Genomic DNA, 25,546 nt, shown 5'->3' with positions numbered 1-25,546 from the left:
CCTTTTTTATTATTTGGCTCTGTTAAAGTTTAGTGTTGATTTTCAAACGATGTAGCACTGAGTTGTTGAATTGTGAGTAGCGAAGGCGGCTACTCCTGGTCGACTAAGTTCGGTCACGTCCTGTGACCAACGTCGACATTAGGCCGTCCGGGCCGTCATGGGAACAGCGCGTGACTCGAGACCCCGTAGGCCACGCTTTTGGGCCGAGGGATGCACCTGCGTCTTCTAGCAAAGCTTCGAAGTAGGCTTCCTCGGTGCAAGTAACAAAGCAGCTTATTCGATGTAGTTGTCTGGCTCGAGCCTTGCCTTTGAATAGAAAACACTGTGAAAAACGAACGTAGTGAGATTGAACAGATGTTGCACTTGTGCCCTATGGGTGAAAGCGTCCGCCGAAAGCGGATCACAATATCAACAACGGACTTTAATAAAGCTTATTATTAAATAATGACAGAAGTCTATTCCTTTTAGACATCAGTTTTGATACGATGATAAGTAAGAGGAAAGCGTAGTGAAGAGAGTGAGTAGATGTCAGAATCAGTATATAAAGTTAAGATTGATTCATTCGAAGGTCCATTAGACTTATTATTACACTTAATAAATCAATATGAAATTGATATATACGATGTCCCTTTAAAAGAGATAGCAGATCAATATTTAAATTATATCCATACTATGCAGGATTTACATCTCGACATTGCTAGCGAATATCTTGTCATGGCAGCAACTTTACTTGAAATCAAAAGTCAAATGTTACTCCCTAAACAAGAACTTGATGTTGAAGATGAGTATGAAGAAGACCCTCAAGAAGAATTGATCCAACGATTAGTGGAGTATAAGAAATATAAAGAAGCCGCTAACATCTTACAAGAGAAAGAACAAGAGTCAAACCAAATATTCACTCGTCCACCGATGGATATGACACCTTATCAGTCGGAATATGTTGTTAAACGGAGTGATGTATTATCAGTTACTGATTTAACTGAAGCATTCCAAAAAGTGTTGCGACGCAAGAAACTATTAGCACCTATGGAAACAACTATTCAAAGACAGGAAGTATCAATCGAAGATCGTATGGAAGATGTCTTACATACGCTTCAACGATTAAAAGGGCGATCATCTTTTTATGATCTTTTTTCCTATCAAGAAAAATTTGAAGTTGTCACCACATTTTTAGCATTATTAGAGCTCATGAAAACGTGTTCGATTATGTGTTATCAATCGGATAACTTTTCAGACATCACAGTTGCACTAATGGAGGAAGAACATGGAATTGACTGAATTTAAAGGCGTTTTGGAAGGCTTGTTATTTGCTTCAGGTGATGAGGGACTCGAGATGAATCAAATCAAACAAGTCCTTTCAGTAAATGATAAAACAGCGCAACTTTTATTAGAAGAATTGAAATACGACTATGAACATAGTCAACGGGGATTATCGCTCTTAGAGAGAAAAGGTGTTTATTATTTAACAACTAAGTCAGAACATGCGTTATATTTTGAGAAGATGCAAGAGTCGACTTCTCAATCAAAATTATCACAAGCGGCATTAGAAACACTTTCTATTATCGCTTATCAACAACCAATAACGAGAGTAGAGATAGAAGATATTCGCGGTGTTAAAAGTGATGGTCCCATCCAAACGCTCGTATCTCGATTTTTAATTGAAGAATGTGGTCGTAAAGATACAAGTGGGCGTCCAATTTTGTTTCAGACAACTAAAGAATTCCTTACATTCTTTGGTTTGACTTCACTGGAAGAATTACCACCATTACCGAATGAAGATGTGGATCACGCTTTAGAAGAAGCTGATTTATTCTTTAATGAAATCGAAAACCATTAATTTAAAACTTAGTCAATTAGGGAGGTCAATCAGTGCCAATGAGCACACAATTATTCTCACAGGCTGAGCAAATTTATAAACAATTACAAGAGATTGAACAAAAATTAACTTGCTTTTTAAATGAGAAGAGTGTTACTTCAATCGTTGAACAAGATAAATCATTGAATGATGAATATATTGGAGCAGTGATTAAACAGTTTCGTTTCTTAGAAGTTTATTGTATGGAGGGAAAAAACGCTTTAAAACGTTTGATCCGCTCCGAAACCTTAGATATTAATATGCTTGAAAAGATTCTTAAAGGCGTTTATCACAAGTGTGTTAATCAGTTTTTCTCACCAAAAGATGATTTATGGTATGAAGACAGTCGGGCTTCTTATCGTGACAAACGATCAATAGAATTCCAAGCTGACCCAGGTGATGATTTGCTTGATTTGACGCAACAAATTGAACCTACTTTTCAAGATTTACGGGAACAATTAGATTACTTAGAAGCTGTTTAACGATTCGATTTTTTCGAGGTTGAGACAAAACCTAATAATGTAAAGTAAACCCCGAACGATTTATTTTTTGTAAAAATCGTTTGGGGTATCTATTTATATAACGCTCCATCAAAACACTTCGCTTGCCGCGGGCACGGCTTGAGCCTCCTCGGCCTAAAAGCGTGGCCTGTGGGGTCTCGAGACGCGTGCTGTTCCCGCAGGCGTCTACGTGTTTTGATTCCGCTTTGATACTGCTTAACTATAATTATTTCAAACAATCGTCTTTTGTATATTTAACATTATTTCTCTCATGATTTTCATATCTCAAATGACCCAAACATAGAATGCTTTAGGAAAGGACAAGGTTTAGGGATAGGGGATGAATGATGAAACTGATACGTATATTCATAGTGATGATGATCTTATTTTATGTTTCACCACATTCTGTACAAGCAGAACCAAGTTTATCGGCTCATCATGCAGTCGTTATTGATATGGAAACAGGAGAAGTTTTATTTAATAAAGATGCCAACTCTGAAGAATCCATAGCGAGTATTACCAAAATCATGACGGCTATTGTAGCTATTGAGCATGGAGATCTTAATCAGTCTGTTGAAATATCACAACAAGCGGCAAATACAGTTGGTTCTTCGATTTATACAAAACCAGGAGATCACTATCCATTACGAGATTTAATCTATGGATTAATGCTTCGTTCAGGCAATGATGCTGCAGTAGCGATTGCAGAACATATAGCAGGTAGTGAGGGTGGATTTGCCTATTTAATGAATGAGAAAGCTGATTGGTTAGGTATGACACAAAGTCAATTTCAAAACCCGCATGGCTTAGATGAAGAAGGGCATTATTCAAGTGCTTTAGACATGGCTAAGTTAACACGGTACGCTATGAATTCAGAGCCAGTATTTAGAGAGATTTTCGGTTCTAAAACATATCTATCTGAAGAAGAAGATTATCCGTGGCATAATAAAAATAAATTATTGATGACGTATGATGATGTTTGTACGGGGGGTAAAACAGGCTATACAAGTACAGCTGGACGGACTTTAGTAACAACCGCTAAACAAGATCATCACGAACTTGTTGTGGTAACGATCGATGCTAAGCGTGACTGGCAAGACCATAAAGAACTTTATGAATATGGGTTTGAACAAATAGAAGATCAACCAGAAATACCGATTACCTTTACAGAGGAAGAACAAAAGCCATCATCATCATTTCGCACAATGATTTCGGATGCTTTTCAACAATTACAAGGTGGTCCAACATGGTAAATATTATCTGGGTTGGTTTAGCTGTAATCGGTATTATCTATGCGTTTTTTAATGGGACTATTGAAGAAGTCAATGAAGTTATCTTCAAAAGTGCAGAAGAGGCAGTAGCATTAACTATAAGCTTAGTTAGTGTTTTGGTTTTTTGGTTAGGTATTATGAGAATTGCTGAAAAGTCAGGACTATTAAATTCATTAGCCCAATTATTTAAACCGTTATTCACGCGCTTGTTTCCTGACATTCCAGCTGACCATCCAGCAATGGGTTATATTTTATCTAATGTATCTGCAAACCTTTTTGGTTTAGGTAACGCTGCGACGCCACTTGGGATTAAAGCGATGCACGAAATGAAAAGATTAAATGGTGATAGTGAAGTAGCTTCAAGGTCTATGATAACCTTTCTCGCCATAAACACCTCGAGTGTAACACTAGTCCCCACTACAATGATTGCTATTCGAATGCGATATGATTCAATTAGTCCAACTGATATTGTGATTTCTACGATATTAGCGACACTCGTTTCTTCTATTGGGGCTATTTTGATTGATCGCTATTTTTACTATCGAAGAAAGAGGAGACAAGCTGTATGATTGTACAGATCAGTAACTGGATTATTCCGCTTCTTTTACTTACGGTATTTCTTCATGGGACTTATAAACGCGTGCCAACTTACGAAACGTTTGTTGAAGGAGGCAAGGAGGGTGTGAAGATGGCAATCTCTTTGCTTCCTTTTTTGTTAGGGATGATCGTTTCTATTAGTATATTCCGAGCATCAGGGGCATTAGATGCATTTGTCAATGTTATAGACCCTTTATTAGCTATATTTAATGTACCACCTGAAATCGTTCCGCAAGCACTAACAAGACCGATTTCTGGCACAGCTTCATTAAGTATTGCGACAGATTTAATTCGTACCGAAGGACCAGATTCATTTATAGGAAGGCTAGCTTCAACCATGCAAGGGAGTACTGATACAACACTTTATGTGTTAACTGTCTATTTTGGTGCCGTAGGTATTAAAAAAATGGGGGATGCACTTAAAGTTGGACTGTTAGCGGATTTAATTGGTATAATAGCATCGTTAATCGCATGTTATCTATTGTTTGGATCATAATGAGAGTAGCTAAGCGTTAACCGTAGTGTTAGCGCTTTTCTTATGCCATAATATAATTAATGAAGAAATGAAGAGGTGTCAGTATGAGTGAAAATAAAGAACGTTTGCAAAAAGTTATTGCCAATAGTGGTGTCACATCTAGAAGAAAAGCAGAGGACATGATTGAGTCTGGACGAGTCAAAGTGAATAATAAAGTTGTGACAGAGCTAGGTACAAAAGTCTCCAAGCAAGATAGCGTGGCAGTCGATGAGATCGTAATTGAGAAAGAACAACCAGTATATTATATAATCAATAAACCACGTCAAACATTATCTTCTGTTCAAGACGATAAAGGTCGCCAAGTTGTTACTGATCTTCTTTCACCGTACATTGAACAAAGAGTTTATCCCGTTGGACGTTTAGATTACGATACGACAGGTGTGTTACTGCTTACTAATGATGGTGATTTGACGAATAAGTTAATTCACCCTAAGTATGGAGTCGACAAAGTTTACGTAGCTAAAGTAAAAGGGATTTTTGATAAGAAAGATTTAACACAGCTAAAAAAGGGAGTAGAACATGAAGGTGAACGGTTAAAAGCTGTGAAAGCACGAATTATTGAAATTGATAAACGTAAAAATATTTCAAAAGTTGAACTTGTCCTTCATCAAGGCAAGAACCGTCAAGTGAAACGAATGTTTGAAAGCTTAGGTTATTCAGTTGAGAAATTAAGACGCGAACAATTTGGAACATTAACATTAGGTAATTTGCAACCTGGTGATTATCGAGAGTTAACACCACATGAAGTCAAACAATTGGCAGATTTGACGAAGCAAAATGTTAAATAATGTTCAAACATCACAAAATGCTGATAAAATCACTCGTGATACAATGTTAATGTGGGAGGGTTATCGGTGAATAAGAAGAAAAAACGTCTAGTATTTAGAAGTGTTGTCTTAACACTTTTGGTTGGAACATTAGTCTTCGTTTTAATCGTTAATGCGAATTCTGAACGACCTGATTTAGAAGAAGGGGTAGAAGCGCCTAACTTTAAATTAGATCGCTTAGATAAATCTGGAGAAACAATCGAACTTAAAGAGTTGCGTGGACAAGGTGTCATGGTAAACTTTTGGGCGACTTATTGCGAACCATGCAAGAAAGAAATGCCTTATATGGATCAACTCTATCAAGATTATAAAGATCAAGGAATTGAAATTGTCGCTGTCAGTGTAGACCGAAATGAATCAGTCATTAATAACTTTTATAATAGCCTAGATTTATCCTTTCCAAGTACAATTGACCGACAAGAAACCGTGATGGATGTTTACGAGGTGACGAATTTGCCCGCTTCTTTCTTTATTAATCCAGATGGAACCATTGAACGAATTGTTCGTGGTCCAGTAACATTAGAGAGTTTAGAAGGTTACTTTCAAGAAATATTACCCGAGAAGTCGTAAAGTGTGAGGGATCGTAATGGCTAACGAAACAATACGATGTGAATGTGGACATGAAAATAAAGAAGGAACTGTACTGTGTGAAGCCTGTGGTAAACCAATTAAAGAAAACCAGCATATCGACGGTAATGATCAACAACAGGTTCTAGAAATGCGTTACGAAGGTGGCGCTCGCCGTTCTCAAACTTATAAACGAACCTTTGTCGATAAGGTTTGGGGGTTCTTTTCTTCAGTTAAGGTTGGTGTATGGTTAATTGTATTGACGCTTATTTTTTCTGCGCTCGGTACCATATATCCACAAGAACAGTTTAAGAATTCACCTTTACCATCGTCTGCTTTCTATGAAGAAGAATACGGTTTGACTGGTAAAATATTTTATCAACTTGGTTTTCATAATATGTATGATTCTTGGTGGTACATAACTTTAGTTGCGCTAATTGGCGTTTCAATTATTATTTCAAGTATTGATCGTTATGTTCCTTTACGTAGAGCTTTAAAGAATCAAAAGACTAAGAAGAATGAAATATTTGTTAAACGTCAACGAGTCGTTAGTTTCGACAATGAACTTTCTGAAAACGATTTGAACACGTTAAAAACTAACTTAAAGAAACAACGGTATAAAGTACATGAAGAAGATGGCCATATATTCGCTGAAAAAAACCGCTTTTCCAGATGGGGCCCATACGTTAATCACATCGGTTTGATTATTATTTTAATAGCTTCGATTTTTAGAATGTTTGAAGTCATGCACATTGATGATTACGTTTGGGTGCGTGAAGGTGAGGTTCAAGCAATTCCAGGAACGGATCAAGAGTATTTTGTTGAAAATAATGAGTTTATTTATGAAGTTTATGATCCAGAGACTGAAGAACGATTCACGAGAGCATTAGAGGACGTAGAAGAATCAGTTCCCAAAAATTTCCAAACGAATGCTACAATTTACAGAGCAACCAATGACCCAATATTAGGGGAAAAACCGGAATTAGAAAGGGTAACCGAAGGAGAAATTAGGTTAAATCAACCTGTTATTTTTGATGGCTATTCTCTTTACCAATCAGGTACACAAGTAGAATCAGAGTATAATTCTATTTCTATGGAATTACAGCTGAATAATGAATCACTGGGAGCCTTCACATTTGATACCGATGAAGCACCATCTGAATTTGAGTTAGAGGAAAGTGATACAACGATTACAATTGACAATTGGTATCCTGAATTAGAGTTTACAGAAGAAGGACCATCATCATTTTCGAAGTATCCACGTAATCCAGGTATTATATTTACAGTCAGTAGTCCTGAGCTAGAAGAAGACGAACGTTTCTTTTATTTACAAGAAAAAGTGATACCTTTAGCAGATAATAACCAAGCAAATGTTAATGTCTCAGAGGTTGATCGCCGTTCAGCTTCTGGTTTAACGGTGAAAAAAGATAATACATTACCGCTCTTTGGACTAGGGGCAGGTATTTTCATGATTGGTGTATCTCAAGGTTTATATTGGTATCATAGACGTATATGGATTCATCCAAAAGATGGGGGTTATCATATTGGTGTTCATACGAATAAAAACTGGTATGGTATGAACCAAGAACTTGATAAAATCACAAAAGGAACGAATGTCAAACCATTTATTGATCAACAAGAAATGAAGTAATGAGATTGTTTGCTTAGGAGGCATTTCATGGATTTATATGAATTAAGTAGTTTGTTCTTAAATATTACATTCTTCTTATATTTAATTGCGACAGCATTTTTTGGTTTAACTCTAGGAAAAAATCGTGAATCCAATAAAAAATCAAAAGCAACTAAGATTGCTATGACGTTTACGATTATTGGCTTTGCATCTCAAATGACGTCGTATATTCTAAGGTGGATTCAAGCTGGACATATTCCAGTCAGTAACATGTTTGAGTATATCTACTTCTTTAGTATGATGCTTATTTTAGCCTTCGTGGTGATTTATTTCATTTATGGTATTCCTACATTGGGCTTAATCGCATTACCAATAGCTGTAGTTATTATTGGCTATGGAAGTATGTTCCCTCAAGAGATATCACCATTAGTTCCGTCATTACAATCAAATTGGTTATATATTCACGTCACGACGGTTGCTTTAGCTCAAGCAATATTATCGATAAGCTTCATAGCTGGTTTGTTATTTTTAATCAAACGAGTCGATCAATCTCAATCTAGTAAAGAAACGACATTCTTAGAACTGATTTTATTTGGTGTTGTTTCTACAATCGCTTATATTATTTTATCTAGTAGCTTCGGTGCTATGGATTATGAAGCAACATTTACTAAAGAATTAGAAGAGCAAACCGTTGATGTGACTTATTCTATGCCAGCTTTGTTCCAGCCTCATGATTCAGAGTTAGTTACAGAAGGTGCTTTTAACTCTGGTATCGAAACACCTGGTTGGATGCAAGGTGCTGATGCTGGTTCGAAATTAAATACGTTATTTTTATCACTAGCTTTTGGCGGTGTACTGTATGGATTATTACGTTTAATCTTAAAGGGACGTCGAATTTCTGCTTTATTAAATGAAAAATTCGATAAGATTAACCCAGATGTCGTTGATGATATAATGTACCGAGCAATTGCTATTGGTTTCCCATTATTTACACTTGGTGGATTAATCTTTGCTTCTATATGGGCACAACAAGCTTGGGGCCGCTTCTGGGGTTGGGACCCGAAAGAAGTATGGGCTCTCGTGACTTGGTTATTCTACGCTGTATTTTTACATTTACGTTTAACACGTGGTTGGCATGGAAAGAAATCCGCATGGCTTGCAGTCGTTGGATTTGCAATTATTATGTTTAATTTAATTGTGATCAACTTAGTCATTGCTGGATTACACTCTTATGCTTAATCGTCCAATAAAAGGAGATGTTGTATATGTCAGAAGAAGCAAATATTTTAGTGGTCGATGATGAAGAGCGGATTCGACGTTTATTAAAATTATATCTAGATCGGGAAGGTTATCAGATCGATGAAGCTGCGAATGGTGATGAAGCATTAGATAAAGCATTAGCAACCGATTATGATTTGATTCTTCTTGATTTGATGTTGCCTGGAAAAGACGGGGTGGATGTTTGTGCTCAATTGCGAGAACAAAAAGCTACACCTGTCATTATGTTAACAGCAAAAGGTGAAGAATCTAACCGAGTCCAAGGGTTTGAAGTGGGTGCAGATGATTATATTGTTAAACCATTCAGTCCGCGTGAAGTCGTTTTACGGGTCAAAGCTCTATTACGACGTGCTTCTGCGACAAAGTATTTAGAAACAAAACCCGATACGCAGAATGTTTTAGTATTCCCACACTTAACGATCGATAAAGACGCTCATCGTGTGCTCGCAGATGATATTGAAGTCAGTTTAACACCGAAAGAATATGAACTATTATATTATTTAGCAAAAGCACCAGATAAAGTATTCGACCGTGAAGAATTGTTGAAAGAAGTTTGGGAGTATGAATTCTTTGGTGATTTAAGAACTGTGGATACTCACGTTAAACGATTGCGCGAGAAATTAAACAAAGTCTCTGAGGCTGCAGGTAGTATGATTGTGACTGTTTGGGGTGTCGGTTATAAGTTTGAGGTAACAGACGCATAATGTTTTGGAAAAGTGTTGTTTTCAAATTATGGTCTACCATTATTCTTCTTGTTGCATTCGTTTTAATGATTTTGACTGTATTATTGCTTGAGTTTTTCGAGAACTTTTATATCGACGATGCTGAACAAAATTTAGTTAATCAAGCTGAAAGTGTTCAATCATTGGTGGAGAGTCATCAACAAGAAGATGTTAGTATAGAAACGGTTAACCAATTAATGGACCCTTCAACACGTGCTACTATTTTCTTTGATGAGCATGATTATTGGCAAAATGAACCTACACAGGGCCAAAGCTTTGAACTCGAGCCAAGTTGGTTTATCGCTAACTCTGATATTAACCCATCATTATCAGAAGATGAACAGATTAGAGAGATTACAACATTACCCAATTCTGATGAAGAAATCATGGTTGTGGGAATCCCAACAGAGGATGAACAGGGTGCAATATATGTTTATCAATCTTTAAATGTAGTTGAAGAAACAACAGATCAAACGACAGATATTATTTTGTTAGCAGCAACAATTGCAATCGTATTAACAACGATTTTTGCTTTCTTCTTATCAACACGGATTACAGCACCTTTGATTCGTATGCGTAAAGCGGCATCGGAATTAGCCAAAGGAGAGTTTCATACCAAGGTTCCCGTGCTAACCTATGATGAAATCGGTGAATTAGCTAATTCATTTAACTTAATGCGTAGACAATTAAATTATCATATCAATGCTCTTAATCAAGAAAAATCTCAGTTATCCAGTATTTTGAAATCGATGGCTGATGGTGTGATTACAGTTAATAAACAATTTGATGTCTTAATTATTAACCCACCAGCAGAACAATTTCTTGAACAACTTAAATACGAACATGATTTAGCAGAAGAACCATTACCAGAAATGTTAACCACATATTTTAATGATGTCTTAGTGCATGAACAAGAGCAATCTGTTGAACTAACTGTGCAAGGGCGTTCATATGTCTTAGTCATGTCGCCGCTTTATGATAATGCTGTAATCGTCGGAATTGTTGCGATCATTCGTGATATGACAGATGAGCGGCAATTAGATAAGTTACGTAAAGACTTCTTAGCCAATGTCTCTCATGAACTACGTACACCAATTTCGATGATGCAAGGTTACTCAGAAGCGATTGTTGATGATGTAGCCGAATCGAAAGAGGAAAAACAAGAATTAGCTCAGATTATTTATGATGAATCATTGCGGATGAATCGCTTAGTTAATGAATTGCTTGATCTTGCACGAATGGAAGCAGGTCATATCCAATTGAATCCTGAAGAAGTAGATGTAGTAACTTTTGTTCAGCGTGTTATGAACAAATTTACAACGTTAGCTCAAAATCAAAAAATTGACTTCAATTCTCATTTTGATTTAGATCAAACAACTGTCATGTTCGATCCAGACAGAATTGAACAAGTCTTAACAAATTTAATTGATAATGCATTTAGACATACAGAAGAGCAAGGAATGATTCATGTTTCTGTTTGGAAAAGTGACAATGAGTTATATTTTGAAGTTGCAGATAATGGAAAAGGAATTGCTGAGGAAGATTTACCGTTTGTCTTTGAACGTTTTTATAAAAGTGACAAAGCAAGAACTCGTCATCAATCGAAAAAAGGAACAGGTCTTGGGTTATCCATTGCCAAGCACATTGTAGAAACACATGGTGGAACGATTGTTGCACGAAGTAAATATGAAGAAGGCACGGCATTTTCATTTACTTTACCTTTAACATTGGATGAATAAAGATTAAAAATGAACCGCCAAATTATTGGCGGTTCATTTTTAATGATTTAATTATTTTGATAGCGCTCTAGGCACTCATCAATTAATTTACTTGCTGCATCAGCATCTTCATATTCCCCGATTTGTGTTTCTTTACCTTGAAGGTCTTTATAAGTATCAAAGAAATGCTTGATTTCTTCAAGTTTGTGCTGAGGTAAGTCGTCTAATGTCTCTACATTTTCGAAACGAGGATCTTCTACTGGAACAGCAATAAGTTTCTGATCTTCTTCACCGTCGTCAACCATGTTTAAGAAACCAAGAATTTTAGATTCGATGACGCAACCTGGGAATGTTGGGTTAGTTACAATCACTAGAGCATCTAATGGGTCGTCGTCTAAGGCTAATGTTTCATCAATGTAACCATATTCCGCTGGATAGAACTGTGATGAAAATAACACACGATCTAATTTGAAAACACCTTTGTCTTTATCATACTCGTACTTGTTTTGACTACCTGTCGGGATTTCGACAAATACATCAATAATTTTGTTGTTTGCCACAATACTTCCTCCTTGATTTCAAATTCACTGATTATTATACCAATGTTTCACTAGTAAGAAAAGAAACTTGGAAAATAGTTTTAGTCATTCGACAAATAGTTTAAAATGGTTCATTAGATTGTTTAATTGATTCAGTTGGACATCCTTCTATAGCATCTTCAAAATCATCTAATAAATTTTCGGGTATTGGTGTCTTTCCTTTATTTTCATCCAATTTTGAGAAGGCTATTCCTTCAAGATCATAATCAAATATATCGGGCGCACTTGTACCACATGCACCGCAAGCTATACAGGTGTCAGGGTCAACTTTTGTGAATTTAGGCATATTGTTCGTTCCTCCAGCATTATGACATGCTATAATAAAAGTATCTCATTATATTCTATCTACTATATCTAACTGTTGCAAAAAATTTAGTTTCCTGACTAAAAGGAGTCATCCATATGTCATTTTCAAGGTGGTTATTACCCCGTTTAAAACAAATCGAAGGTGAGCGTACCCCGCGTTCTGTTCTTCATATTTTAAGAGGAAAAAAATCCGCTCAAACCTTTCAAGATAGTCGATTGTTTCGTTTAACAGCTTTTTATCACGTACTGCCCAAATTATCTGTTGAGACATTTGATCAAGCGATTAATCAACTAAAAAAGGATGGCTTAATAGAAGAGCAAGACTCACTCGTCGTAATAACAGAAATGGGTGAACAACTTTGTCAGGATGATTGGCAATTTGAGCTGAACGGTATGGACTATGGAGCTATTACTAGACTTTTTTATATACGATTACAATTACTCATTCAATCCGTATCAAATTTAATACATAAACAAACACAATTCTTTCCGATTACAGACAATGAATCGGTGCAAGCAAGTATTAAGAAACTATTTAATGACTATGATCCATTAGCTCAAAATGGTGACGTGCTATATGACGAACTTAATCGATTGTTTCGACTATTGAATGAAAATGAAGCAAACTTAATGATGCTAACTATCTCAGGGTCTGATCAAATTGGTTTAAGTTATCAGCAATTAGCTGAAAAATGGCAGACGGATCCGATTATGATTGAATTATCCGTTCAATCAGCCTTACATCAGTGGTTAAGGTATATTAGTTCTAACCCTGATTCATTTAATCTCATTAAACAGTTAATACCAAAGCAAGAGGAAAATCGACTAACAGAATCAGCTTTAGTGACAAAACATATGTATAAAAAAGGAATGTCGATTGATCAAATCGTTGAAAAGAGAGGCCTGAAACCAAGTACGATAGAAGATCATATTGTAGAGCTTGCTATGAAAGAATATCTATTTTCAATTCGTGAATTTATTTCTTTAGAAGATGAAAAGAGAATTCGCCAAGTCTTGGAAGAAGACACAACAAAGCGATTAAGAAGGATTAAAGAACAGTTGGATGATCAATTGTCTTATTTTCAAATTCGTTTGGTGATAGCACGTTTAGGACAAGAAAAAGAGGCGATTTCGAATGGTTGAGCATCAATTAGAACATTATCTTAAAACATATTTTGGTTTTGACTCATTTAAAGCAGGTCAACAATCAATTATTGAATCGGTGTTAGCAGGCCATAACACGTTAGCTACTTTACCTACAGGTAGTGGTAAATCGATTACGTATCAACTGCCTGCTTTACTAACGACTGGAATAACGATTGTTGTCTCACCTTTATTATCATTAATGATTGACCAAGTTAAAGTACTGAAAGCAAAAGGAATCAAACGAGTAGCTACATTGACTAGTTTGCATAATAGTCATCAAAAACAAAAGATATTAAATCAATTATCAAATGTTCAATTGCTCTATTGCTCGCCTGAAATGTTGCAACAAAGTCAAGTCATCCATTATTTAAAACAACAACACGTTAATTATTTTGTCATCGATGAAGCGCATTGTTTATCGCAATGGGGGCATGAGTTTAGGACAGATTATTTAAAATTAAATGCTGTACATAATGAATTAGGCCAACCGACATTATTAGCTCTCAGTGCAACGGCAACAGATGACGTACAGCAGGATATCGTTAATCATTTTAATCTTCCTTTTGAGAAAATAATCTATCCAATTGATCGACCTAATATTACACTGTCGGTCAGTCATGTTGAAACCGTTGAGGAAAAACATCGGCAATTAACGAAACTCTTAGAAAAGAAGCGAATGCCTACTATGATTTACTTTTCCAGTCGCATGAAAAGTGAGTCTGTTTGCCATATGCTACAACAACAATTCCCTGACAGAGCAATCGCATTTTATCACGGTGGCATGGAATCAGAAGACCGATTGTTAATACAACAACAGTTCATGTACGATCAATTGGATGTTATTTGTTGCACCAGTGCATTCGGGATGGGCGTTGATAAAGCGAATATAAGATTGGTTATTCATTATCACATGCCATCTGATTTAGAATCTTATATTCAAGAAATAGGGAGAGCAGGACGAGACGGTCAACCTAGTTTAGCTTGTTTGTTATATCAACGTGGCGACGAAACCCTACCATTTCATTTAATTGGTCAAGAATTACCAGAAGATGAGATGATCAGTGCTTTTTTACAGTCTGAAGATTTGAGTGACAAGTTGACAGAAACACAAGAGCGATTTTTAGTATTTCAAACAGAAAAGAATAGATATTTATCTAATGATTTATTTCTCACCATTAGGCAAGTTCGTGATCAAAGGTTAGCTGTAAAAAAAGATAGTATTATGGGGTTATTGAAATGGATTCATACGGATCAATGTAGACGTCAAGAGCTTTATAAAAAATTTCAGGAAGAGGTTAAAAACCCTGAATTTGATTGTTGTGATCAATGTGGATTTAACATTGAGAACTGGGAATTACCTGATGATGGTTCATTTTCTATAGAAGTTAATTGGGAAAAACGTTTAAAGGAATTGTTTAATAAAAGGTGATGGAAATTATATGTCTAGAAGACCAACACAAGCTGATCTAGTCAAACAACTATCTGATAAGGAATTGTTGTGGAACGTTTATTTATCACAAGGTTTATTCCTTGTCATTGCTTATATTGTCGGCCTTTTTCTATTTAATAAATGGGGCGATTTTTGGACGTTATTTCATTTTAATGCTCATGAAATTTTTTGGTTTGGCCTGGTACCAGGCGTCATAATCGTCCTTGTTGACATTATTATGATTCAATTTTTACCTGGTCGATTATATGATGATGGCGGGATCAATCGTCGCTTATTTACATCGATTTCGCTTCCACATATTGCTTTACTGACACTAGTAGTAGCTCTATCTGAAGAGGTGTTATTTCGTGGCGTGATCCAAACACACTTTGGTTTTTGGGTTGCAAGTCTATTATTTGCGTTAGTTCATGTTCGATATTTGCGTAAATGGGTATTGTTATTGTCTGTTGTGTTATTATCATTTGGAATTGGGTATATGTATCATATAACTAACAACTTAATGGTTACTATTACTGCGCATTACACGATTGATTTATTGTTAGGTATTTATTATTGGAAAAAAATGAGGTGATTTTAGTGTCAGCATCAAATCAACAAGAATTGCAATCGTCAGACTCTGCTGATGTCATGTCATTGCCACCACGCCGAGAAGTACATCGAACAAAGCGAAGAAACATTAAACATAAGCAAAACTCAGCCTCAGAATATGATCAACATGAACCAACAAATGAAAAAGAAGAAATCGAACAGGAACCGTCACTCTTTTATCATCGATTAACTCTTCATATCGTTCTAATCTTATTTCTTTTATTAAGTATGGCTATTCCAATTTATTATTATTTTATGTTAGCTAATAATTAAGTTTTTCGATGATTTCACGATAAACCGTTTTTAAATATGCATTTATCCTTTAGAATATTAGTATGTATTAAATTATACATACTTAAACAGGCAATTTTCGCTGTATCCATCACATATAATAGCAGTAATAATCTTGGAGGTGGTGACATGAGATTAGAACGTATTAGCATAAACCAGTTTAAAATCTTTTTAACCTACGATGATCTTTATGATCGAGGCTATTCGAAAGACGACTTATGGAATAATCTTCCTCAAGCAAACCGTCTTTTTCAAGATATGTTGCATGAAGCGTCAGAGGAATTACAAATGGAATTGGATGGACGATTAATCGTTCGTGTTCATATGTTGCAAGCTCAAGGTATGATCATTGTTGTGACACAAAATGAAAGTGAAATCGAAGATGGAGACGACTATATTGAGTTAAAAGTAACAATGGATGAAAGTCAAGAACTCATCTTTTCCTTCGATACATTCGAATCTGTTATTCAAGTTGCCAAAACTCTAAAGTCAATGAATGAAATGTCTTCATCAATTTACCATTTTGAACAGTTGTATTATATGAAAATCGATGATCACGATCTAGCGAGTAGTCAACGAGAAGATCTAATTTCTATTTTGTCTGAATTTGGTTCGCCTAGTACAATGACATCGCATGTTTTAATCGAATATGGAAACCATGTTGTATTGGAAAATGCAATCAAGACCATTAATCAACATTTTAATTAAATTTGAGGTGAACAAATGAAAGTCGCAGTGTTATACGGTGGAACATCAAAAGAAAGAGAAGTGTCTCTATCAACAGGAAAAGGGATGATTCAAGCATTAGATCAGTTGGATCATGATGTTGTGGCTATTGACTTTGACCCGAATCAAATGGAACAGTTATGGAAACAATTACAGGAAGTAGATCTTGTTTTAATTGGTTTACATGGTAAACAAGGTGAAGACGGGACAGTTCAGGGGATGCTTGAATTGATGGGAGTTCCTTATGTTGGTTCAGGCGTTTTAGCTTCATCACTGGCTATGGATAAATCAAAAGCTAAACAAATATTTGCTATGCACGACATCCCTGTTGCGAGAAGTCAATCTTTCCATTATAAAGAAGCTAGAGAAAGTATGGTTGATACCATAAAAACAACTTTCACAAAACCTTTTGTGATAAAACCTAATCAAGAAGGTTCAACCTTAGGGTTAACCATTGTAGAATCGGATGAACAAATTGCTGACGCTGTTCAAATGGCATTCACACATGATTCGGACATTATTGTAGAAGACTATGTGAGTGGAAGAGAATTAACTGTTTCAGTTTTAGGTAATAAAGGTGATGAACAAGCACTGCCTATAATAGAAATCGTACCTAAAAGTAAATATTATGATTATGAATCCAAATATGCTGAAGGTGGAAGCGAACATATAGTTCCAGCTGAGATCAGTGAAGAGTTAACCGAAACGATTCAACACTACGCAAACCAAGCGCATCGAGCACTGGGGTGTGAAACTTATTCTCGTGTAGACTTCATTTTAAGTGAGGTGCATGGTCCTGTTATATTAGAAGTGAACACTTTGCCAGGTATGACACCGACGAGTTTATACCCAGATGCTGCTGGGGCGGTAGGGATCAGTTATACGGAAATGGTCCAACTATTTATTGATTTGAGCTTGGAGAAATATAGCTAAATTTCATATAAGAATGGATAATTTGTCCTGTTATGTTGTTGCATATTCTTATTTAAGATGTATACTAAACATTGAAAGCTTTTAACTCAACATTGTTTGCATAAATATAGGAGGTAAACAAATGGTGGCCCAGAACTCAGAAGATTCTAAAAAAGAAAAAGACAATGATATTCTAAAATCGACACAAGAAGTCGTTCAAGACGCATTGGGACGATTAGGTTATCCTGATGAAGCTTATGAATTAATGAAAGAACCTGTACGTATGATTACGGTGAGAATACCAGTACGTATGGATGATGGAAAAGTTAAAGTTTTTACTGGTTACCGAGCTCAACACAGTGATGCAGTTGGTCCAACAAAAGGTGGGGTCCGCTTTCATCCTAATGTTACAGAAACAGAGGTTAGAGCTTTATCTATATGGATGACGTTGAAATCAGGTATTGTAGATTTACCATATGGTGGTGGTAAAGGTGGCATTATCTGTGATCCTCGTGAGATGTCATTCCGAGAATTAGAAGCCTTAAGTCGTGGTTATGTTCGGGCTTTATCACAAGTTGTTGGCCCAACGAAAGATATTCCAGCACCAGACGTCTTTACCAATTCACAAATTATGGCATGGATGATGGATGAATATAGTCGTATTGACGAATTTAATAATCCTGGTTTTATTACAGGTAAACCAATTGTTTTAGGTGGTTCGCACGGTCGTGAAACAGCAACAGCTAAAGGGGTTACCATCTGTATTGAAGAAGCTTGTAAAAAACAAGGTATTGAACTTCAAGGAGCACGTGTGATTGTGCAAGGCTTTGGTAATGCCGGAAGTTTCTTAGCTAAATTCATGCATGAAATGGGTGCTAAGGTTATTGCAATCTCAGATGCAGAAGGCGCGCTACATGATCCAGATGGGTTAGATATTGAATACTTATTAGATCGTCGCGATAGTTTTGGTACAGTCACTAACTTATTTGAAGATACCATTACAAATGACGAGATGCTTGAACTAGAAACGGATATTTTAGTTCCTGCAGCGATCCAAAACCAGATTCGTGAAGATAATGCACATAATATTAATGCTAAAATTGTTGTTGAAGCAGCAAATGGGCCAACGACATTAGAAGCAACCCAAATCTTAACAGAGCGTGGAATTTTAATCGTTCCAGATGTGTTAGCTTCTTCTGGTGGTGTGACGGTTTCTTATTTTGAATGGGTCCAGAACAATCAAGGCTATTACTGGAAAGAGGAAGAAGTCCAAGAAAAATTAAGAGAAGTACTCGTTAAAGCATTTAATAACGTTTATACAACGTCTCAAAACCGTAATATTGATATGCGTCTTGCGGCATATATGGTTGGAGTGCGTAAGATGACAGAAGCAGCTCGCTTTAGAGGTTGGATTTAATTAAAAACAGTTGAATCGCGAATCAAAATCTCCTATCATTAATTTGGTAGGAGTTTTTAATTGTCATGAACCAACATGATGAAGCCAATACATAGAGGTGTTTTATAAATGATAGAAGAAAAGATCATCATTATAGGTGGTGGCCCGTGTGGTCTTTCAACAGCCATTGAACTTAAACGTCAAGGTTTTGATCCACTTATAATTGAAAAGAAGAATGTAGCTAATTCAATTTATCATTATCCCACTCATCAAACCTTTTTTAGTTCAAGCGAAAAGCTAGAAATCGGACAAATTCCATTTATTTCTGAAAGACAAAAACCAGTGCGTAATGAAGCCTTAACTTATTACAGAACGGTGGCGGATCGAACTGAGTTACGAATCAACACTTATGAAAAAGTTTTAAATATGCAATCAAATCCTGACGGTTATCATATAAGCACGGTGGACCAAAATGATGTAACGCATTATTATTTCACAACATACTTAGTAATCGCTACAGGATATTATGACCATCCTAACCGTTTAAGTGTTCCAGGTGAATCATTACCGCATGTTTCCCATTATTTTAAAGAAGCACATCCATTTTATAACCAGAACGTCGTGGTTATCGGTGGGAAAAACTCAGCGGTTGATGCCACTTTAGAACTGGAAAAGGCAGGAGCTCATGTGACCGTTTTATATCGTGGAGCTGATTATTCTTCAAGTGTCAAACCGTGGATATTGCCAAATTTTGAAGCATTAGTTCGACATAATAAAATTCAAATGGTTTTTAATGCTGAAGTACAGGAAATCACCGAAGAAAAAGTACATTACAAAATAGGTGAAGCTAACTATTCAACTGAGGCAGACTTTGTATTTGCCATGGTCGGTTATCATCCGGATCATGAATTCTTAAAGTCGATTGGAATTAATATTGAATCTGAAACAGGAAGACCTGAATTTAATGATGCAACAATGGAAACGAATATAAGTAATATTTATGTTTCAGGTGTTATTGCGGCAGGTTATAATAATAATGAAATATTTATTGAAAATGGTCGTCATCACGGCGAACAAATCGCACAACATATTGTTGAGAAGGAACAGGTGAGTCGATGAATAAAGTTGTATTAATCACGACAGGCGGAACCATTGCGAGTAAACCTAAGCAACCGAGTGGTAAGCTGTCGTCGGGGGAAATGACTGGTGAAGAATTAGCATCATTATGTGAATTACCAAATGAAATTGAACTTGTTATTGATTCAGCCTTTCAAAAACCTAGTATACATCTTGATTCAAACGATTGGCTTTTATTAAAACAAACAATTGATCGTTATTTTGAAGATTCTGATGTATCAGGCGTCGTAGTGACTCATGGCACTGATACGATAGAAGAAACGGCTTATTTTCTTGATTTAACAATTAACGACGAGCGCCCTGTAGTTGTAACAGGATCTCAACGTTCAATTTCTGATTTAGGCAGCGATGTTTATATTAATTTGCGACATGCAATTTATGCAGCTTGTAGTCCTGATCTACACCATGCAGGAACTGTTGTTGTGTTCAATGAACGAATTTTTGCTGCCAAGCATGTTAAAAAGGAACACGCTAGTAATATACAAGGATTCAATTCATTTGGATTTGGTTATTTAGGCATTATTGATAATGATCTAGTTAAGGTATTCCAACGTCCAATCCAACGTGATATTCATCAAGTATCTCACCCTTTACCACGTGTGGATATTGTAAAATGTTATACCGATTCAGATGGTGTTATGATCGATGCATTGGTTGCAGCAGGTACTCAAGGTATCATACTAGAAGGTGTAGGCCGTGGGCAGGTCCCCCCTAAAATGATGCCTGCGATTAAGCGTAGTTTAGATAAGAGAATCAAAGTTGTCATTACCACAGCCTCAGAAGAAGGAGCTGTTTATCCAACTTACGATTATGAAGGCAGTGCTTATGATTTATTTAATTATGGGGTCATTCTAGGAAGTGACTATGATAGTAAAAAAGCTCGTGTAAGGTTAGCTGTACAATTAGCAGATGACAATGCCTCACTAACATTCTCATAACGATTATTAGACCCTCGACACTAGTTGTCGGGGGTTTTCTTTTGACCTTAGTTCCTTTGTATAATCTGTTACAAAAAGTAGAAACTAAGCCTTAACGTGAGCTAAGGAACAGGAGGATCATGAGATGATGAAACAATTATTAGGGATCATCATTATTTGTTTAGTCATACTAGGAACAAACATGACGGTTAGTGGCTTTTCCGACCAAGTGATTCAAAAAGGTGCTACAGGTGATGACGTCATTGAATTGCAGGCGCGTTTACAATATAACGGTTACTATGAAGGACAAATTGATGGCGTATTTGGTTGGGGAACTTATTGGTCTGTGCGTAATTTTCAAGAAGCTTTTGGTTTAGAGAGTGTAGATGGCTTAGTAGGCGATAAAACTAAACAAAAGCTAGTGAATGCGACAGAATATGATGAGCGTTATATTAAACAACAAATCAATAATAATCGTGATGTTAACTATGAAGGTGGTAAACAACCTGATCAACAAACCAATGAACCAACACAAGAATCACAAGAAACGCAAAACAATCAAGACGCAGCTACCAATGAACCACAAGCAGTTAATGTACCTAGTGGTTTCTCTCAGAATGATATTAATTTAATGGCTAGAGCTGTCTATGCAGAAGGACGAGGAGAACCATATAATGGTCAAGTTGCGATTGCGGCTGTCATAATTAATCGACTAGATCACCCCGATTTTCCAGATTCAATTTCAGGAATCATTTATGAACCTCTTGCGTTTGAAGCAGTTGCAGATGGTCAGATTAATATGCAGCCGAATGCAGAAGCGCGTGAAGCAGTAATGGATGCTACAAACGGCTGGGATCCTTCAGGTGGTGCTATCTATTATTTCAACCCTGAAACGGCAACATCAGATTGGATTTGGTCAAGACCTCAAATCAAACGAATTGGTAAGCATATCTTTATGAAGTAGGAAGGTGAATTTAATGCCAGGATGGATACGTTGGATTATATATATTGTACTGCTTATAGGATTAGTTGGAGCAATTATTTGGGGTTACCAAGAACAACAGGAGAAAAATGCGATATTAATTAAAGCGGAGAATAATTATCAACGAGCATTTCATGATTTAACATACCGTATGGATGAATTAGATGAGAAAATCTCAACTGTACTAGCAATGAATGCACCAAGTAATATTTCGCCTCAGATGGCTAATATTTGGAAGATCACTTCTGAAGCGAAAGCAGATGTTTCGCAGCTTCCGTTGTCATTATTACCCTTTAATCAAACAAAACAACTGTTAAATCAAATTGGTGATTTCGCTTACGATGTATCGATTAGAGATTTAAATGATCAGCCATTAAATGATCAAGAATTACAAGTGTTGAGAGAGCTTAAAGATCAATCAAACCAAATGAAAAGTGACTTAAGACAGGTGCAAAATCAAGTTTTAACAGATGGTGTTAGGTGGATGGATATTGAAGTCAGTGTTGCAACAAATGATCAACGTGACGATGAAGTATTAAAAGGTTTAGAGGTAGTAGAAGAAGACGCTGGTCAGTTTGATGGTTTAAGTCAGTTAAATGATAGTGAAAATGATAAGAAACAAGTTGAACTTGATGGTGAAACCTATAATCAAGGTGATATTAAACAAGTTGTTACGGATTATTTTGAGCTAAATGAACAAACAGAATTAACAGTTACAGAAACTGGTGAGGGTTCTGAAGTACCTATTTATAATGTTTCATTCGATACGGATTCTTTTCATGGCTACGCGGAAGTTACGGAGCAAGGTGGAAATGTCTTATCATACTTGTTAAATCGAGATATTGGTGAATCAACAAAAAGCTTACATGATGGACGTTTAGTTGCTGAAACATTATTAAAAGACCTAGATTATGAACAAGTTAAAATGGTTGAAAGTAAGCAATATGAAAAAGTAGGCGTTTATAAGTTTGTTCATGTTCATGATGACATTTATTATTATCCTGATGAAATTCAAGTAAAAGTCGCTTTAGATGATGGTCAAGTAACAGGAGTGACAGCAAGGGATTTTATATTAAATGAAAATAAACGAGAAAAACGTGAATTTGAACCAACTCTGACTGAGGAAGAGGCAATCGATTATATACATGATCAAATAGATGTACAAACAACTCGGTTAGCAGTGATCGAAACGGAAGAGAGCGGAGAAGTCTTAGCATATGAAGTGTTAGGGACAATTGATGGTACGACTTATCGTGTTTATATTAATGCTAATGACGGCTTTGAAGAACGGGTTGAGCGTTTAACCCAAAGTGAAGAAGTTTATTAATAAAATTTTGTTAATGTCCGTTGTTGATATTGTGATCCGCTTTCGGTGGACGCTTTCCGCGGGCACGGCTCGAGCCTCCTCGGCCAAAAAACGTGGCCTGCGGGGGTCTCGAGACTCGTGCTATTCCCGAAGGAGTCGCCACCTTCGCTTCTCCCAATTCAACAACTCCGTGCTACATCATTTGAAAATAAACATTAAAGTTTAACAGAGCAATTAATAAATAATTAGAGGAAAAGGTAACTTTACCTTTTCCTTTTTAGTTTTTTTTGTCATAATTATAATAGCTGGGGAAAAAGGAGATACGTTCTATGCTGTCAGTAGGTAAAAAACTTTCCATTGAGACAGTCAAAGGGGAACAAATAGAAGAAAAATTACACTCTAAAGTATTTGACCTGACGAATGATCACGTTTTTATTGATTATCCTGTGAATCAACAAACAGGTAGAACTCATTATTTTATTGAGAATACAAAAGTTAGGGTATCATTCGTATCCGATCATGAAGTCGTTTTTCAATTTTATTCGGAAGTCAAGCGTCGTAAATGGCAAGGAATGGCTGTACTCGAATTAGATTATCCTCAAAAAGATGAATTAATGAAGATACAGCGTCGTGAATATGTCCGTGTCAACACGAATTTAGATATTGCTTTATATCCATTAGATGAAGAACGTGAGCCTTTAATATCTTGCACACTAGATATAAGTGGTGGGGGCATCGCTGTTAAAGCTCATGAAATCAATTTTAATGAAGGTGAAGAACTTGACTTGATGATCGTGTTACCACTTGAAGCTAATCAATATATTTATTTAGATGCTATAGGTGAAGTCATTCGCTATAGTCAGATGGATGGTTCTAGTTGGAAATTATCGATCAAATTTAATTCCATTGATGATGAGAAGCGGGAAGCCATTATTAAATTTTGTTTTGATCAACAATTACAACGCCGTCGAAAACTAAAATCATAATATGTGACAACTTAAAAATACTAGGAGGAACAATCATGAAAGTAGCAATTGACGGACCAGCGGCAGCGGGTAAAAGTACTGTTGCCAAAAAGGTAGCAAATCAACTTAGTTACGTATACATTGATACTGGTGCAATGTACCGAGCCTTAACATTACAAGCTCTTAGAGAAGGGATTGACCCTAATGATGAACAAGAGTTATCACATTTAGCTAATCGTGTAACCATTTCATTCAAGTATCAAGAACATGGTCAAGACGTATATTTAAATAGTGAAAATGTCTCGCAGGAGGTTAGACAAACAGATGTGACAAATCATGTTTCAGATGTGGCTAAACATAAATCCGTTCGTGATCATATGGTGGCCATGCAACGTGAATTAGCTGAAGTTGCTAATGTTGTCATGGACGGACGTGATATAGGCACATATGTCTTACCTCAAGCAGATGTAAAAGTGTTCTTAATTGCTTCTGTGGAAGAGCGGGCTGAAAGACGACACACAGAAAACTTACAAAAAGGAATTGAGTCGGATTTAGAAGAATTAAAGCGTGATATTGAACGTCGTGACCAAATTGATTCAGAGCGTGAAATGGCACCGCTTGTTCAGGCTGAAGACGCAATCGAGATTGACACCACGTCATTATCAATTGATGATGTAACTAATCAAATTCTTTCATTGATTGAACAAGCTCAGTAAGAAATAAAGGGGTTTATGAGATGATTTATAAGTTCGCTAAATTTGTGGTTTGGGTAATATTTAAATTTTTATATCGAATCAAGATTCATGGCCAGGAAAATATACCTGATCAAGGTCCTGTTATTATCTGTTCAAATCATATCTCTAATTTTGACCCTCCAGTTGTCGGTATTACATCACCGAGGGACATACACTTTATGGCAAAAGAAGAGTTGTTTGAGAAGAAAGGGTTAGGCTCTCTATTACCTCATTTAAATGCTTTCCCAGTTAAACGGGGAATGCGTGATCGTAATGCTCTTCGTAAAGGGTTAGAATTATTAGAACAAGGTGGAATACTAGGATTGTTTCCTGAGGGAACTCGCAGTGAGGATGGACAATTACAAAAAGGACTTGCAGGAGCAGGTTTTTTTGCGATGCGTTCTAACGCGACGGTGATACCATGCGCTATTATCGGAAGTTATGATCGATTTGAACCATTACATGTCGTATATGGCCAAGCGATCGAATTTGAAACATTAAAAGATGAAAACCCTAGAGCTCAAGATGTGACAGATGAAATTATGGCGAATATCCAATCATTATTAGAAGAAAATACAAAATAATGTTATA

At 36.3% G+C, this 25,546-nt stretch carries 28 protein-coding genes; 26 read left to right on the top strand and 2 right to left on the bottom strand.

All coding sequences use genetic code 11. The features are described from left to right. Positions 1–525 precede the first annotated feature (525 nt). The 12 genes from ACKXGF_RS08530 to ACKXGF_RS08475 all read left to right on the top strand — a co-directional run bounded on the left by ACKXGF_RS08530 (position 526) and on the right by ACKXGF_RS08475 (position 11,521). On the top strand, positions 526–1,278 hold the full coding sequence (locus tag ACKXGF_RS08530) for a segregation/condensation protein A (RefSeq protein WP_411953359.1): 753 nt from the start codon (positions 526–528) through the stop codon (positions 1,276–1,278). Beyond that, a complete protein-coding gene (gene scpB / locus ACKXGF_RS08525; RefSeq protein WP_411953358.1) occupies positions 1,265–1,837 on the top strand; it encodes an SMC-Scp complex subunit ScpB in 573 nt (190 codons plus the stop codon). The genes ACKXGF_RS08530 and scpB overlap by 14 nt, the downstream gene beginning before the upstream one ends. Before the next feature lie 38 nt (positions 1,838–1,875). After that, complete coding sequence (locus tag ACKXGF_RS08520; RefSeq protein ID WP_411955573.1) at positions 1,876–2,337, top strand: DUF3907 family protein; 462 nt, start codon at positions 1,876–1,878, stop codon at positions 2,335–2,337. Positions 2,338–2,702: 365 nt separating this feature from the next. Next, positions 2,703–3,608 carry a D-alanyl-D-alanine carboxypeptidase family protein gene (locus tag ACKXGF_RS08515; RefSeq protein WP_411953357.1) on the top strand — a complete coding sequence of 302 codons (906 nt, stop codon included), beginning with the start codon at positions 2,703–2,705 and terminating at the stop codon, positions 3,606–3,608. Further along, entirely contained in the window at positions 3,602–4,195 is a 594-nt protein-coding gene (locus ACKXGF_RS08510) for a nucleoside recognition domain-containing protein (RefSeq protein ID WP_411953356.1), read from the top strand. Before ACKXGF_RS08515 ends, ACKXGF_RS08510 begins: the two co-directional genes overlap by 7 nt. Further along, positions 4,192–4,719, top strand: a complete 528-nt coding sequence (locus ACKXGF_RS08505; RefSeq protein WP_411953355.1) for a spore maturation protein — start codon at positions 4,192–4,194, stop codon at positions 4,717–4,719. Before ACKXGF_RS08510 ends, ACKXGF_RS08505 begins: the two co-directional genes overlap by 4 nt. 83 nt (positions 4,720–4,802) lie before the next feature. Next, positions 4,803–5,546 carry a pseudouridine synthase gene (locus ACKXGF_RS08500; RefSeq protein WP_411953353.1) on the top strand — a complete coding sequence of 248 codons (744 nt, stop codon included), beginning with the start codon at positions 4,803–4,805 and terminating at the stop codon, positions 5,544–5,546. Between the two features lie 66 nt (positions 5,547–5,612). Beyond that, positions 5,613–6,155 carry a thiol-disulfide oxidoreductase ResA gene (gene resA, locus ACKXGF_RS08495; RefSeq protein ID WP_411953352.1) on the top strand — a complete coding sequence of 181 codons (543 nt, stop codon included), beginning with the start codon at positions 5,613–5,615 and terminating at the stop codon, positions 6,153–6,155. Between the two features lie 16 nt (positions 6,156–6,171). Then, a complete protein-coding gene (locus ACKXGF_RS08490; RefSeq protein ID WP_411953351.1) occupies positions 6,172–7,803 on the top strand; it encodes a cytochrome c biogenesis protein ResB in 1,632 nt (543 codons plus the stop codon). A 27-nt stretch (positions 7,804–7,830) separates the two neighbouring features. Then, positions 7,831–9,021 (top strand): c-type cytochrome biogenesis protein CcsB, encoded by a 1,191-nt coding sequence (gene ccsB / locus ACKXGF_RS08485; RefSeq protein WP_411953350.1) that lies wholly within the window; start codon positions 7,831–7,833, stop codon positions 9,019–9,021. A 26-nt stretch (positions 9,022–9,047) separates the two neighbouring features. Further along, entirely contained in the window at positions 9,048–9,764 is a 717-nt protein-coding gene (locus ACKXGF_RS08480) for a response regulator transcription factor (protein ID WP_411953349.1), read from the top strand. Next, the gene (locus ACKXGF_RS08475; protein WP_411953348.1) at positions 9,764–11,521 is read left to right on the top strand and encodes an ATP-binding protein; all 1,758 of its coding nucleotides are present in this window, start codon (positions 9,764–9,766) and stop codon (positions 11,519–11,521) included. The genes ACKXGF_RS08480 and ACKXGF_RS08475 overlap by 1 nt, the downstream gene beginning before the upstream one ends. A gap of 47 nt (positions 11,522–11,568) precedes the next feature. Here ACKXGF_RS08475 and ACKXGF_RS08470 read toward each other — a convergent pair whose 3' ends face one another. Continuing rightward, on the bottom strand, positions 11,569–12,063 hold the full coding sequence (locus ACKXGF_RS08470; protein WP_411955572.1) for an inorganic diphosphatase: 495 nt from the start codon (positions 12,061–12,063) through the stop codon (positions 11,569–11,571). Between the two features lie 97 nt (positions 12,064–12,160). Then, positions 12,161–12,385 carry a ferredoxin gene (locus ACKXGF_RS08465; protein WP_411953347.1) on the bottom strand — a complete coding sequence of 75 codons (225 nt, stop codon included), beginning with the start codon at positions 12,383–12,385 and terminating at the stop codon, positions 12,161–12,163. Positions 12,386–12,501: 116 nt separating this feature from the next. On the opposite strand from ACKXGF_RS08465, the gene ACKXGF_RS08460 reads away from it, so the two are divergent. From ACKXGF_RS08460 to ACKXGF_RS08395, 14 genes are all read left to right on the top strand, one after another. After that, positions 12,502–13,548 (top strand): helix-turn-helix domain-containing protein, encoded by a 1,047-nt coding sequence (locus tag ACKXGF_RS08460; protein ID WP_411953346.1) that lies wholly within the window; start codon positions 12,502–12,504, stop codon positions 13,546–13,548. Then, the gene (locus tag ACKXGF_RS08455; protein ID WP_411953345.1) at positions 13,541–14,980 is read left to right on the top strand and encodes a RecQ family ATP-dependent DNA helicase; all 1,440 of its coding nucleotides are present in this window, start codon (positions 13,541–13,543) and stop codon (positions 14,978–14,980) included. Before ACKXGF_RS08460 ends, ACKXGF_RS08455 begins: the two co-directional genes overlap by 8 nt. A 10-nt stretch (positions 14,981–14,990) precedes the next feature. Continuing rightward, complete coding sequence (locus ACKXGF_RS08450; RefSeq protein WP_411953344.1) at positions 14,991–15,572, top strand: lysostaphin resistance A-like protein; 582 nt, start codon at positions 14,991–14,993, stop codon at positions 15,570–15,572. Between the two features lie 5 nt (positions 15,573–15,577). Then, the gene (locus ACKXGF_RS08445) at positions 15,578–15,862 is read left to right on the top strand and encodes a hypothetical protein (RefSeq protein ID WP_411953343.1); all 285 of its coding nucleotides are present in this window, start codon (positions 15,578–15,580) and stop codon (positions 15,860–15,862) included. 147 nt (positions 15,863–16,009) lie between these two features. Then, positions 16,010–16,588, top strand: a complete 579-nt coding sequence (locus tag ACKXGF_RS08440) for a genetic competence negative regulator (RefSeq protein WP_167262430.1) — start codon at positions 16,010–16,012, stop codon at positions 16,586–16,588. Between the two features lie 15 nt (positions 16,589–16,603). Then, positions 16,604–17,539: a D-alanine--D-alanine ligase gene (locus ACKXGF_RS08435; protein ID WP_411953342.1), complete on the top strand. Its 936-nt coding sequence runs from the start codon at positions 16,604–16,606 to the stop codon at positions 17,537–17,539. A 121-nt stretch (positions 17,540–17,660) separates the two neighbouring features. Continuing rightward, positions 17,661–18,935 (top strand): Glu/Leu/Phe/Val family dehydrogenase, encoded by a 1,275-nt coding sequence (locus tag ACKXGF_RS08430; RefSeq protein ID WP_411953341.1) that lies wholly within the window; start codon positions 17,661–17,663, stop codon positions 18,933–18,935. Positions 18,936–19,043: 108 nt separating this feature from the next. After that, positions 19,044–20,033 carry a YpdA family putative bacillithiol disulfide reductase gene (locus tag ACKXGF_RS08425; protein ID WP_167262427.1) on the top strand — a complete coding sequence of 330 codons (990 nt, stop codon included), beginning with the start codon at positions 19,044–19,046 and terminating at the stop codon, positions 20,031–20,033. Next, positions 20,030–20,989, top strand: coding sequence for an asparaginase (locus ACKXGF_RS08420; protein WP_411953340.1), 960 nt, complete (start codon positions 20,030–20,032; stop codon positions 20,987–20,989). Before ACKXGF_RS08425 ends, ACKXGF_RS08420 begins: the two co-directional genes overlap by 4 nt. A gap of 124 nt (positions 20,990–21,113) precedes the next feature. Beyond that, positions 21,114–21,932, top strand: a complete 819-nt coding sequence (gene sleB, locus ACKXGF_RS08415) for a spore cortex-lytic enzyme (RefSeq protein ID WP_411953339.1) — start codon at positions 21,114–21,116, stop codon at positions 21,930–21,932. 13 nt (positions 21,933–21,945) lie between these two features. Then, positions 21,946–23,277 (top strand): germination protein YpeB, encoded by a 1,332-nt coding sequence (gene ypeB, locus ACKXGF_RS08410; RefSeq protein ID WP_411953338.1) that lies wholly within the window; start codon positions 21,946–21,948, stop codon positions 23,275–23,277. Positions 23,278–23,585: 308 nt separating this feature from the next. After that, a complete protein-coding gene (locus ACKXGF_RS08405; RefSeq protein WP_411953337.1) occupies positions 23,586–24,242 on the top strand; it encodes a flagellar brake protein in 657 nt (218 codons plus the stop codon). Between the two features lie 35 nt (positions 24,243–24,277). Continuing rightward, complete coding sequence (gene cmk, locus ACKXGF_RS08400; RefSeq protein ID WP_167262423.1) at positions 24,278–24,937, top strand: (d)CMP kinase; 660 nt, start codon at positions 24,278–24,280, stop codon at positions 24,935–24,937. Between the two features lie 20 nt (positions 24,938–24,957). Continuing rightward, positions 24,958–25,539 (top strand): lysophospholipid acyltransferase family protein, encoded by a 582-nt coding sequence (locus tag ACKXGF_RS08395; protein WP_411953336.1) that lies wholly within the window; start codon positions 24,958–24,960, stop codon positions 25,537–25,539. The last annotated feature ends 7 nt before the right edge of the window (positions 25,540–25,546 follow it).

The organism is Alkalibacillus sp. S2W (genome assembly GCF_046764385.1).
GTDB lineage: Bacteria > Bacillota > Bacilli > Bacillales > Alkalibacillaceae > Alkalibacillus > Alkalibacillus almallahensis.
The sequence above is the reverse complement of the archived record's forward strand: the minus strand, read 5'-3'. Positions and strand labels throughout refer to the sequence as shown.